We start from the raw sequence: 11,732 nt of genomic DNA, 5'->3' as shown, positions 1-11,732 counted from the left end.
CTGATGTACGAAAAAGCTTACATATAGATACGAAAAATACGACTTTTATCTAATAGCCGTTGTGGCAAAATCTACCACATAAGGAAGTGCAAGTTAAAACATGGAATGTTTGACATAAGGACGCGGAAAAGCGCCACATAAAACAATAAATAATAAAACAATAACTAAAAAAGAAGAAACTACAGCGCAAAAAAGCCCGAGCCTAGCTCGGGCTTTTTTTTAATCATTCCACTTTGAGTTTTGCATGCTAAACATCGAGTGGCAAAATATATCAAAAAATCAGTTTAAAATTCATTCAATGACATCGCATTCAACATGTTAGAAATATGCGGTTTTGTGTCGCATAAAGTATCGAAACATATAAAAAATTTATAATGGAATCGATGTGAAAAAAAAGGCGCTATTATCGTCATGAAAACCTGACGAAGTCGGCCATCTCTTTTTGCAATTGGGACGATTTTCCCTTAATATAATGCACTTGCTGTAGTGATGCACGGCAGTCAGCTGATTTATCAGTTGATTCGTATCAAAAGTTAACTTTATAAGCATCTCGGAGAAATCGAATGGCTTTAACAAACGCAGATCGCGCAGAGATCGTTGCAAAATTCGCTCGCGCTGAAAACGACACTGGTTCACCAGAAGTTCAAGTAGCTCTTTTAACTGCTCAAATCAATGATTTACAAGGTCACTTCAAAGAGCACAAACACGACCACCATAGCCGTCGCGGTCTTATCCGTATGGTTAACCAACGTCGTAAGCTTCTTGACTACCTTAAAGGTAAAGACGCTACTCGTTACAGCGCATTGATTGCTGCTTTAGGTTTACGTCGTTAATTCGATTTAAACTTTTATTTTCGGACTATTGCATGCTTAGTGCTGTATTACTGAAAACTAAAGTCTATCCAACCTTGGTTGGATAATGGGGAAGGGGCGTTGATTCGCTCCTTCTTTGTGTCTCAAATTAGTATTTTTAATTAATGTTTTTAATATCTAGTGAGGTCGGCTTCTAAGCTTTGTCATTTATGTTGCAGCGTTTGGGGCGTTGAGTGAATGCCAAACCTTAGGGGTCTCCACTAGAATAAAATCAGGAAAAAATAAAACATGTCGATGTTTAATATTATTCGTAAAGAATTCCAATACGGTCAGCATCAAGTTGTCCTAGAAACAGGTCGTGTTGCGCGTCAAGCGAACACTGTAATCATCACTATGGGTGGTGTACAAGTTCTTGTTGCCGTTGTTGCTCAACCAACAGCTAAAGCAGGTCAAGACTTCTTCCCATTGACTGTTAACTACCAAGAAAAACAATATGCTGCAGGTCGTATCCCGGGCGGTTACGGTAAACGTGAAGGCCGCGCGTCTGAAGCTGAAACTCTTATTTCACGCTTAATCGACCGTCCAATCCGTCCGTTGTTCCCAGAAGGTTACTACAACGAAATCCAAGTGACTGCGACTGTGATTTCTTCTGACAAAACGATGGATGCTGACATTGCTGCAATGTTAGGTACATCTGCTGCACTTGCAATTGCGGGTACGCCTTTCCGTGGTCCAATCGGTGGTGCGCGCGTTGGTTTAATCAACGGTGAATACATCCTTAACCCGAACCACGAACAGCTTAAAGAATCTGACCTTGACCTTGTGGTTGCAGGTACAGAATCTGCAGTATTGATGGTTGAATCAGAAGCGAAAGAACTTTCTGAAGACCAAATGCTTGGCGCTGTATTGTTCGGTCATGACGAAATGCAAATCGCGATCCAAGCGATTAAAGAATTTGCTGCGGCTGCTGGTGCAACAGAGTCTACTTGGACTGCACCTGCGAAAAACGAAGACCTTCGTGCAAAATTAAAAGAAGCGTTTGAAGCGAAAATCTCTGAAGCATACACAATCGCTGTTAAACACGATCGTTATGCAGCACTTGATGCGCTTCAAGCTGAAGCTGTTGCTCAATTTGTTCCAGAAGAAGACGTTGACGGTATCGCTGACGACTTAGCTGAATTATTCGAAGACCTGAAATACCGTACAGTACGTGACAACATCTTGTCAGGTAAACCACGTATTGATGGCCGTGATACTAAAACAGTTCGTGCGCTTGACGTACAAGTTGGCGTGTTAGACCGTGCTCACGGTTCTGCATTATTCACACGTGGTGAAACTCAGGCGTTGGTAACAACAACTTTGGGTAATACACGTGATGCGTTAATGGTAGATACATTAGCGGGTACGAAAACTGACAACTTCATGTTGCACTACAACTTCCCTGCATACTCTGTAGGTGAAACTGGTCGTGAATCTGGTCCTAAACGTCGTGAAATCGGTCACGGTCGTTTAGCGCGTCGTGGTGTACAAGCTGTACTTCCAGCAGCTGACCGCTTCCCGTACGTGATCCGTATCGTATCGGACATCACTGAATCTAACGGTTCATCTTCAATGGCTTCTGTATGTGGTGCTTCTCTATCACTTATGGACGCAGGTGTTCCACTTAAAGCGCCAGTTGCGGGTATCGCAATGGGTCTAGTCAAAGAAGGCGAGCGTTTCGCAGTTCTTTCTGACATCTTGGGTGACGAAGACCACCTTGGCGACATGGACTTTAAAGTAGCAGGTTCTGCAAACGGTATTACTGCACTTCAAATGGACATCAAGATCGAAGGTATTACTGAAGAGATCATGGAAGTTGCATTGAACCAAGCGTATGCAGGTCGTATGCACATCTTAAATGCAATGAACCAAGTAATTTCACGCGCTCGTCCTGAAATCTCTATGCACGCGCCTACATTCCAAGTGATCAACATCAACCCTGATAAGATCCGTGATGTGATTGGTAAAGGCGGCGCAACGATTCGTGCGATCACTGAAGAAACTAAAGCAGCAATCGATATCGAAGATAACGGTACAGTTCGCGTATTTGGTGAAACTAAAGCGGCTGCTTCTGCTGCTGTTGCGAAAATCCAAGCGCTTACTGCTGAAATCGAACCAGGTACAATCTACACTGGTAAAGTGATTCGTATCGTTGAATTTGGTGCGTTTGTAAACATCCTTCCAGGTACTGATGGCTTACTTCACATCTCTCAAATTTCTAACGAACGCATTGCGAACGTTTCAGACGTATTATCTGAAGGTCAAGAGATCAAAGTACAAGTTGCTGATGTCGACAACCGCGGTCGTATCAAATTAACCATGAAAGACATCGAACAAGCTTAATGGTTTGTTGATTCACAGGGTTTCGGCTCTGTGAATGGATTCTAAAAAGCCTTGAGTGCAGTCAGAGTATGAACTTTGACTTGCTCAAGGCTTTTTTTATGGCATCATGCAAAAAGTAAACACAATAATAAATGAGATATGCAAACCTATTATTTTTTTCAGCATCCAACAGCCGCGCATATCTATGTGCAAGACCAGGTGCAATGTGAGCATCATCCTGAACTTGAGCCTGAGTTTATTTGGATTGATTGTACCCGTGAAGATGTCGTCAACCGCCCAGAGCTGTGGCAGAGTGATATTTTTCAGGCATCAGACTTGCGGGTCAATGAATACCATCTGCGGGATATTTTAAATTTAGAGCATCCGTGTGCTTTTGACACACTTGATGATTACGATTTATTAATTTTTAGAAAAATGGTCACACCCGATGACCAAATTGCTGCCGGCGCCGATGCGCTTGAAAAGCATGAGCGGGTCTTTGGTTTGGCGACCACCCCGATCAGTTTTTTGCTCACGCCCCAAGTGCTGATCACGGTGCGCGAAAAAGGCAACAAAGCCATTGAAAGTTATATCCAACGAATTGAAACCTTAATTTCTCGGCCGATTGATGAACAAAATAAACCACGAAAATTAGCCCTTACACCCTTAGATTTGGCATTGCGTTTACTGAATAATATGGTGGATGGATACTTGGATTTACGTGTTCCATTGACCCGCCGTGTCGAGTTTTGGCAGCAAGAATTGCTGCAAGGGCATCGGCGCTTTACCAAGTGGCATCAACTGCTGCAGGAAAATATGGCCTTTCAGCAAGTGGAAAATTTGTGTGAAGAGCAAATTGAAGCCTTGCAAGAACTGCGTGATGAAGTTGTGGATAATTACCCACATTTGAAAGGCAAAAAGCGCAGTGAAAAGCAGGATATCATGCTGGTTCGCGTAGATGATTTAACCAGCCATATCGAACGCATTCAAAAACATACCACACGATTACGCAGTGCCGTGCAGGCCGCCATTGATCTGCATTTTTCAGCCGTTGCCAACCAAACCAATGAAAATATGCGTATTTTAGCGATTATTACGGCGATTTTCGCACCATTAACCTTATTAACCGGTATATACGGCATGAACTTTGAGTTCATTCCCGGACTTAAATCGCCAACCGGTTTTTGGATCATGCTCGGCATCATGCTGATGACCACGATTTTACTGCTGTATTATTTTTATCGACGGCATTTGGTGGGGCGTGGTGAAAAAAGCGTGATTGATATGTTGGCGCAGCAGCACGGCGATCAACACATGAATCTGTTTTGGTTTATGGATTATGAACCAATTAAACAAACGGTGAAGGGCACAGTCAAAGGTACGGTTAAAACTATGAAAGAAATTGAGAAGCTGACGAAACTCAAATAGTTCGCGTTAGCTTCTCTGATGGATGGGTCTGCTTTAAATCCTTTGATAACTTCGAGACTCACCAAGGGTGCATATTTGAGTTTGCCTTTGCGTTTTAAGCACACTTCGACCAAGGGCTTGTACGGCATTGGGCGTATTGCAGTAAGTGTTCCACTATACGTTCCGTCGGCATTTTTGACGATGGTCACATCACCGCGTGAATATCCTGTTTGGTCATCCATGGTTTTTCAAATACTCGTTTATCACTGGCATGCAACAGACCGCTGAAACTGAGTAATGCTCCAAATAGCACATGATGTATTTGCATGATGAATCCTTTGTCATGATTTTATTGTTTTTTAAAAATCTGCAGTACAACGCGATTTGACCGATCCTTATGGTCTTAGTAATTCAATTGTGTAGCCTCGTGGGTTGTACTGCGAACGACATGCATCATGAAAAATCCCCTATACATGAATCGATATCTCAAGAGATATCATCATTTTCGTTACTTTTCAGCAAGCGATAAATTTCATCTTTTAGCTTTAATTTCTTACGCTTAATGGTCTCAATATCCGTGTTATGGTGATTGACAGGATTTAATTCCAATTGAATAATTTCACGATCTAACTCATCATGTTCTTCAAAGATCCGTGCAAAATATGGATTTTCATCACGTAACTGAGAGACCAAATCACGGTACTCAGGAAACATGTTTTTGACTTTTTTATTGCAATCTCGTGTTTTCATGGTTGTCGATCACTTCCTCTACAAGACAAACTCTACAAGAAAAGAAAAACGCCCTGCGAGGCAGAGCGTTCATGATTACATTTAATGTGAATGAAACTGTTGGTGTTTGACTTGGCGACGTAGTTGTTGAACTTCGTCAATTAAATCAAGCATCATAGCGACCGCAGTAAAACTGGCATCGAAATCTCGTTGAAGCCGATACGCACGCCGTGCGCGAGATATATCATCGCCAAAAAATTGATGAATCCTGTCTTCTGAACGGCTAGGCAGAATATCGTATTCGAGTAGTTGCAGAACCCATTCTGGACTTTGCCCACAGGCAGAGGCAAAGTGTTGTAGATCAAAACTACTTTTTTCGTCTACGATTTCAGTCTGTTTACATCCGTCACAGACAATTTCACGATAATGAATTGTTGTCATGGTGCTCTCCTTAAGACTGTCGTGGATTAAATGACGGAAAAGCTTGAGCAAAAGCCGCATATGCTTGTTGCTCTTGTTCGGTTTGTGCAGCTGGTATCTGTATATTTAAAATCAGGTAAAGGTGTCCGGGTGTTTTATTTGGTATCCCTTTGTCCTTTAATCGTAGCTGCTGACCAGTACGTGCATTTTTAGGAATTTGTAGTTCTAATGTTTTGCCATCAGGACTGGTAAATGCAATTTTTTGACCCAATGCGGCTTCCCATGGACTGATATTCAGTTGTTGGAAAATATCAACGCCTTCTACACGGATTTGCTCAGTTTGTTTATACAAAATTTCAATGTATAAATCGCCGGCGGCTCCACCGTTATAGCCAGCTTGCCCTTGGCCGGAGAGTCGAATTTGTTGACCTGATTTCATACCTGCAGGAATTTTGACTTGCAGGGTTTTACGTTGGACTTCAGGCTCACCATGGGGGTTGAGGCTTGGAATCTGTAAGGTGATATTCTGCGTTGCACCATGAAATGCGATTTCTAAATCCACTTCTAAACTGGCGTGTTGGTCTTCACCACGGAAGCTCTTGGTTTGGCGGTTTGCACGTTGATACTGATAGTCACCGCCACCAAAGCCTTGCCCAAAACGACCAAACAAGTCTTCAAATCCACTAAAGTCCGCATGCTGACCATCACTCGTCGATTGGCGATAAAACTGAGATTGGTCAAAACCACCTTGGTTGCCAGCATTAAACCCAGCAAATCCTTGAGGATGATCGAGTTCAAAATCGTATTGTTTTTTCTTTTCGGCATCACTTAAAGTGTCGTATGCAACATTAATCGTTTGCATACGCGTTTCAGCATCAGCCTCTTTACTGACGTCAGGGTGATATTTACGCGCCAATTTTCGATAGGCTTTTTTTATTTGATCAGCCGAAGCATCTCGGGCGATCCCTAAAGTTTGATAGTGATTGTCTGGCATACTCTCTGTATAAATATTGATCATGTTTTAATCAATATAGAAGGGTTCATCAAACTGTCATAGGGGCAAACAGCATCTTATTGTTTCAAAACATGACAATAAAAAAGCCTCACGAGGAGGCTTTTAAAAACACATTTAAAATTAATATTTTATCCAAGTGACACTACGACCAATCACAGATACACCAACATACCCACGTATAGTTAAATGTTTTCCTGAAGCACTAAGTCTTGCTTTGCCTTTATAGATTTTTCCACCAATCGGGTCCAGAACTTTACCGTTTTGGAATTCACGTGGATTTTTTGGATCTTGTTTAAAGTCCCAAATAAATGGCAAGCCGATAAAAGGTTTATTTTTCAATTCACCTGGGCAGTTCGAGCAGACGCCCATTTTTTCAGTGCCAGGGACATTGCGTGTGGTGACAATGATGCCTTCATAGCTTCCATCGGCTTTTTTGCGAATTTCAACGTCTGCACGTGAATATCCGGTGCGGTCATCGACAGTTTTCCACTTACCCACTAGCGGATCGGTTTCCGCAGCAATTGACAATCCTGACAAAGTGCTAAGTAGTATTCCGGCAAATAATTGTTGATATATTTTTTTCATTTCATCCCCTGAAAATTCAGAATTGTGTTTTTAGAGTAACTTGCCTAAGTTATATATAAAGTCTTACAAAATCAATGTGATAGTTTGTGATGTATTTGGCATATTTTTTTAAAACACTGCTTTAATATGGAGTTTTTACTCTAATTTTTAAGTTAAAAAAGGCCTTTAATGATTTAAAGGCCTCGTGCTTAGTTTTTGACCCAAGTGACATTGCGTCCAATTGCAGAGCCTTCAGTACGACCATTGATGATCAAATGCTTGCCATTATTCATCAAACGAGCGCGTGCATTGTAGTGCTTGCCTGATTTGGGATCGAGCATCACTCCACCCACAAATTCATTGGGCTTTTCTGGATCAGCGCTTAAGCCGCTTAAAGTGGTTAAACCGACCATGGGTTTATTTTTCTGAGCACCGGTGCATTGCGTGCATGTCGAAACATTTGCTGTTCCGGGTACGCTTCGGCTTTGGATAATGGTGGCCGAATACAGGTCATGCTTATCTTTGCGAATCACCACATCGGCAAGGGAATATCCTGTTCGATCATCAATGGTTTTCCATGTCCCCACTAAGGGGTCAATCGCTGCAAAAGCAGAGGATAAACTGCAGATGGAGAACATGCCGAACAGGATAGAAGGGAGGAATTTAACAGCCATATAATTACCCACATTACACAAAAAGCGGATGCCTAAAACTTAAAGGCATAAAAATATTATGGGTTTAATGTAGCCTGAAATAATATGAATATTCTAGTGATTTTTTAAGAATTGGTATTTATATTTTGAGCCAAAACATGAACGAGTTGGCGCTAAATGAGGTTTATGCTGAACGTCTACGCACTAGTAAAATAGTCGGAATTCATCTCAAAGTAGATTATTATCGGCATGATGAACTCGTCTGGAGTTGAGTTCATCATGCTAATGAAAGCCGAAATGCTGCTTTAGTTGACGCGTATCCAAGATACCGTCCGGCCGAGGAGCGTGGTTCCAACATAACCTCGAAGTGTTAGGACATTGCCGCGCGCATTCAATTGCCCTTTACCTTGATAAGTATTGCCTGAAAGTGGGTCGATCACCTTGCCATCGGTATAGGCATTCTCTTTTGCATTATGTTTAAAGCCAGAGAAGATCGGTAAACCAATTAAGGGTGCATTTTTGAGTTTACCTTCGCATTTTTCACAAATCGTGGTGACAGGGCGGTTGGGGATGGCATGTACTTTGGTGATTTTACCGCTATAGCTGCCGTCTTTTAATTTAGTGATTTGGACTTCAGCACGGGCATAGCCTGTTTTATCATCTATGGTTTTCCATGTCCCGACGAGGTCTGCTGCATGTGCTGTTATTGGGCCAAAGCAGATCATGGCTAAGGGAATAGCGAGTGTTTTGAGTTTCATAATTTATCCAATTTTTTTACATTATTTTTCTATTAAAAATAAAGCTTTGTTGGTTTTTTTGACTTTATTTCTGGCGCGATTTTACTCGAAAAAAAATTGATCGCAAATACAGCTGATCATGTTGATGCTTTATAGTTCGAACCCATTCGACTAAGCGCAAGAAAGTAGTAGGTCTAAATTTTATCGGGACAATAAAAAAGCACCCCGAAGGATGCTTAGATTTAGGCTTTTAATCATGCAATGATTTAGCTAAGGTGTTGACCAAAAAGGGATAAAGCTTCTTCTGCCGTAAAGGTATATTTTGTATTACAGAATTGGCAGTCCATTTCAATTGGGTTTTGAAACTCTAAGGTTTCACGAACTGCAGCAACACCAATTTGTTCAAGTGCTGTCGCACAGCGTTCTTTTGAACATGTGCAGCCAAATTTTAAGGCTTCAGTTTCAGGTAGACGAACTTCTTCTTCGTTATATAAACGATATAAAATTTCGTTTGCAGATAAAGACGTTAACTCTTCTGCTTTTAATGTCTCGGTCAGCATGGTTAAACGTGGCCATAGATCTTCATCAACTCGGCGTTGTTCTTCTTCGCTGTTACGCGGCAATAACTGGATCAGTAAACCACCTGAACGGCTGTTGCTGCTTGCTAAGACGATGCGTGTCGGGATCTGTGCAGATAGATCATAATATTGCATCAAGCAACCCGCTAAAGTCGGTTTGTCTAAAGGTACAATCCCTTGATAACGCTCACCAAATTCAGGCTCGATATTAATGAAAAGTACTGGGTTTACCAAGGCTTTGAGTACCGTGCTGCTGTCTTCAGCGGTTTGAAAGTGCGGGTCTTCTTCATAATCTGCAAGTGCGCGAACTTCACCGAGATGATTACATTCCGCCATTGCCCATTTAAAAGTGCCTGCAGCCTGAATTTGTAAGCTAATACGACCTTTAATTTTTAAGGTGCTGGCCAACAAGGCAGTCGCGCTGAGCATTTCACCCAAGAGAATTTGTACAGCAGGTGCATAGTCACGCTGTGCAAGAATCGTTTGTAGGGCTTCTTCAAGATGAACCACTTCTCCACGAACAGGGCTATCTTCAATAAAAAAGCGTTGGCGTAAATCTGACATAAAATTCTCCATAACCCTGCTTTAATGGTGACGATATTGTAAAACACAAGTCATTCATTATCATCTCTTGTGACATCAATACGATGACGTTGTAGACTGCGTTGTAAATCAACACCTGTAGGTTTTTCAAGGGCTTGCGCATCGCTTTCAAACAAATGTTCCAGTTCAGCTAAAGCGTTACGATGCGTTTCATAAATTTTTTGTTCATCGGTATAGATTTGCTGCTGTTGAGTCAGCAGTTTTTCATCATAATCACGGAACAATTCGATACTTTTATAGGCATCTTCATCGCTGATGCCTAAGTCGCACAGCATGTGATAGGCCATTCCTAAAGACGATAAATAGGTTTCACGCCAAATATGCTCAATCCCCAAATCACGCAGCAGATGCACCTGATGACGGTCACGCGCACGGACCAATAATTTTAACTGAGGGTAATTCAGGCGAATATGACGCGCCACGTTCATCGAGTCTTCAATATCATCTATGGCAAGGACGAACACTTTGGCATGTTCAATGCCCGCAGCGCGTAAAATATCTGGTTGTGTGGCATCGCCATAATATAGATGACCACCATAATTACGTACGAAATCGACTTTGTCTAAGTTGCTATCAATGGCGGTAAAAGACAAATGCTGTAAATGCGCCACACGAGCAATGATTTGTCCAAAACGTCCAAAGCCCGCAATAATCACAGGATTATGTTCATCCGGAATGTCGTCATATTCGGGGATGGTTTTTGGATTAAAACGTGGCAAAATTTGTGATTGTATTAACCAGTACAACATAGGGGTCAACACCATCGACAAAGTGACGATGAGGGTTAATGGCTCCAAAATGGCTTGCTGTACGACATTTTCACTTTTCGCCACACTAAAGACCACAAAGGCAAATTCACCGCCTTGAGCCAAACAGGTCGCCAGTAAAATACTGTTGCGCCATGAATTTTTAAGATAACGCGCAATCGCCGTAAGTGACGCCATTTTGATGAGCATCAGTGCCAATGCACCACCGATAATGAACCATGGCATTTCAACGAATAATGACAGTTCTGTGGTCATGCCCACGGTCATAAAGAACAAACCAAGTAAAAGCCCTTTAAACGGAGCAATACTGGCTTCGAGTTCATGGCGGAATTCCGAGTCTGCCAATAGCATGCCAGTCAGAAATGCTCCGAGTGTGGTACTGATGCCCAGTACATCCATCAACACCACGACACCCAGCACAATAAATAAGCCAACAGCAGTGATCAGTTCATGCGCGCCACTTTTCGCGACGAAACGGAAAAAAGGCCGCATTAAGTATCGACTAAATAAAAATAAGCCTGAAAAAGTTGCAATGATTGCAGCGAAATAGGCGATTCCGTGATGTGATGATTCTGTTCCTGCGAGCAGGGGGATGACTGCAATCAGGGGAATTGCGGCCATATCTTGAAACAGCAAAATCGAAAAGGATTGTTGCCCATAGGTGGTGTTTAATTGCTGTTTTTCACTCAGCATCTGCAAGACAAAGGCAGTAGAGGAGAGTGCCAGAGCGAAACCGATAACGATACTGGCTGCAATGCCTTGTTGTAAGGCAAAAAAACTGCCTAGCGCTAAAAGCAGACCGGTCAGACCGACTTGTAAACTGCCCATGCCGAAAATAGAACTACGCATACTCCATAGCCGCTGTGGACGCAGTTCGAGTCCGATCAGGAACATCAGTAAGATCACGCCAAACTCAGCGAGCTCTTGGATCGCTTCGGGATCACTGGCAATGTTAAAGACATCGGGGCCGAGCAAAATACCGGTGAACAGATATCCCAATACCGTTGCAATACCAAAGCGCTTGAGCAAAGGGACAAGCAATAAGGATGCGCCAAGGAAAATTGTGATCTGTAACAGTAGTGACAT

At 42.3% G+C, this 11,732-nt stretch carries 12 protein-coding genes; 3 read left to right on the top strand and 9 right to left on the bottom strand.

Features of this window, described 5'->3' with window-relative positions; genetic code table 11:
• The first annotated feature begins 563 nt into the window (after nucleotides 1-563).
• The 3 genes from rpsO to MST17_RS14495 all read left to right on the top strand — a co-directional run bounded on the left by rpsO (nucleotide 564) and on the right by MST17_RS14495 (nucleotide 4,601).
• The gene (rpsO, locus tag MST17_RS14505) at nucleotides 564-833 is read left to right on the top strand and encodes a 30S ribosomal protein S15 (RefSeq protein WP_005007057.1); all 270 of its coding nucleotides are present in this window, start codon (nucleotides 564-566) and stop codon (nucleotides 831-833) included.
• Nucleotides 834-1,106: 273 nt separating this feature from the next.
• Complete coding sequence (gene pnp / locus MST17_RS14500) at nucleotides 1,107-3,194, top strand: polyribonucleotide nucleotidyltransferase (protein WP_171262611.1); 2,088 nt, start codon at nucleotides 1,107-1,109, stop codon at nucleotides 3,192-3,194.
• A 138-nt stretch (nucleotides 3,195-3,332) separates the two neighbouring features.
• Nucleotides 3,333-4,601 carry a magnesium transporter CorA family protein gene (locus MST17_RS14495; protein WP_180026793.1) on the top strand — a complete coding sequence of 423 codons (1,269 nt, stop codon included), beginning with the start codon at nucleotides 3,333-3,335 and terminating at the stop codon, nucleotides 4,599-4,601.
• Between the two features lie 184 nt (nucleotides 4,602-4,785).
• Here MST17_RS14495 and MST17_RS14490 read toward each other — a convergent pair whose 3' ends face one another.
• The 9 genes from MST17_RS14490 to MST17_RS14450 form a co-directional block, all read right to left on the bottom strand.
• Entirely contained in the window at nucleotides 4,786-4,908 is a 123-nt protein-coding gene (locus MST17_RS14490; RefSeq protein ID WP_257224018.1) for a hypothetical protein, read from the bottom strand.
• Between the two features lie 158 nt (nucleotides 4,909-5,066).
• A complete protein-coding gene (locus tag MST17_RS14485; RefSeq protein WP_078192816.1) occupies nucleotides 5,067-5,330 on the bottom strand; it encodes a YdcH family protein in 264 nt (87 codons plus the stop codon).
• An 81-nt stretch (nucleotides 5,331-5,411) separates the two neighbouring features.
• Entirely contained in the window at nucleotides 5,412-5,750 is a 339-nt protein-coding gene (locus MST17_RS14480; RefSeq protein ID WP_111885626.1) for a chaperone modulator CbpM, read from the bottom strand.
• Nucleotides 5,751-5,760: 10 nt separating this feature from the next.
• A complete protein-coding gene (locus tag MST17_RS14475; protein WP_180007253.1) occupies nucleotides 5,761-6,723 on the bottom strand; it encodes a DnaJ C-terminal domain-containing protein in 963 nt (320 codons plus the stop codon).
• Nucleotides 6,724-6,864: 141 nt separating this feature from the next.
• Nucleotides 6,865-7,329 (bottom strand): DUF2147 domain-containing protein, encoded by a 465-nt coding sequence (locus MST17_RS14470; RefSeq protein ID WP_078192815.1) that lies wholly within the window; start codon nucleotides 7,327-7,329, stop codon nucleotides 6,865-6,867.
• 188 nt (nucleotides 7,330-7,517) lie between these two features.
• Complete coding sequence (locus tag MST17_RS14465; RefSeq protein ID WP_168377964.1) at nucleotides 7,518-7,982, bottom strand: DUF2147 domain-containing protein; 465 nt, start codon at nucleotides 7,980-7,982, stop codon at nucleotides 7,518-7,520.
• Between the two features lie 284 nt (nucleotides 7,983-8,266).
• Nucleotides 8,267-8,719 (bottom strand): DUF2147 domain-containing protein, encoded by a 453-nt coding sequence (locus MST17_RS14460; RefSeq protein WP_180026794.1) that lies wholly within the window; start codon nucleotides 8,717-8,719, stop codon nucleotides 8,267-8,269.
• A gap of 245 nt (nucleotides 8,720-8,964) precedes the next feature.
• Nucleotides 8,965-9,840, bottom strand: coding sequence for an Hsp33 family molecular chaperone HslO (gene hslO, locus MST17_RS14455; RefSeq protein WP_078189788.1), 876 nt, complete (start codon nucleotides 9,838-9,840; stop codon nucleotides 8,965-8,967).
• Between the two features lie 50 nt (nucleotides 9,841-9,890).
• Nucleotides 9,891-11,732, bottom strand: a complete 1,842-nt coding sequence (locus tag MST17_RS14450) for a monovalent cation:proton antiporter-2 (CPA2) family protein (protein WP_180026795.1) — start codon at nucleotides 11,730-11,732, stop codon at nucleotides 9,891-9,893.

This window comes from Acinetobacter sp. YH16056_T, from assembly GCF_024605895.1.
GTDB classification, from domain to species: Bacteria; Pseudomonadota; Gammaproteobacteria; order Pseudomonadales; family Moraxellaceae; genus Acinetobacter; species Acinetobacter amyesii.
The sequence above is the reverse complement of the archived record's forward strand: the minus strand, read 5'-3'. Positions and strand labels throughout refer to the sequence as shown.

Excerpts from the sequence above, each read along its gene's own strand:
- rpsO (WP_005007057.1), top strand. The coding sequence starts at position 564 with ATGGCTTTAACAAACGCAGATCGCGCAGAGATCGTTGCAAAATTCGCT.
- pnp (WP_171262611.1), top strand. The coding sequence starts at position 1,107 with ATGTTTAATATTATTCGTAAAGAATTCCAATACGGTCAGCATCAAGTT.
- MST17_RS14495 (WP_180026793.1), top strand. The coding sequence starts at position 3,333 with ATGCAAACCTATTATTTTTTTCAGCATCCAACAGCCGCGCATATCTAT.
- MST17_RS14490 (WP_257224018.1), bottom strand. The coding sequence starts at position 4,908 with ATGCAAATACATCATGTGCTATTTGGAGCATTACTCAGTTTCAGCGGT.
- MST17_RS14485 (WP_078192816.1), bottom strand. The coding sequence starts at position 5,330 with ATGAAAACACGAGATTGCAATAAAAAAGTCAAAAACATGTTTCCTGAG.
- MST17_RS14480 (WP_111885626.1), bottom strand. The coding sequence starts at position 5,750 with ATGACAACAATTCATTATCGTGAAATTGTCTGTGACGGATGTAAACAG.
- MST17_RS14475 (WP_180007253.1), bottom strand. The coding sequence starts at position 6,723 with ATGCCAGACAATCACTATCAAACTTTAGGGATCGCCCGAGATGCTTCG.
- MST17_RS14470 (WP_078192815.1), bottom strand. The coding sequence starts at position 7,329 with ATGAAAAAAATATATCAACAATTATTTGCCGGAATACTACTTAGCACT.
- MST17_RS14465 (WP_168377964.1), bottom strand. The coding sequence starts at position 7,982 with ATGGCTGTTAAATTCCTCCCTTCTATCCTGTTCGGCATGTTCTCCATC.
- MST17_RS14460 (WP_180026794.1), bottom strand. The coding sequence starts at position 8,719 with ATGAAACTCAAAACACTCGCTATTCCCTTAGCCATGATCTGCTTTGGC.
- hslO (WP_078189788.1), bottom strand. The coding sequence starts at position 9,840 with ATGTCAGATTTACGCCAACGCTTTTTTATTGAAGATAGCCCTGTTCGT.
- MST17_RS14450 (WP_180026795.1), bottom strand. The coding sequence starts at position 11,732 with ATGTCACTACTGTTACAGATCACAATTTTCCTTGGCGCATCCTTATTG.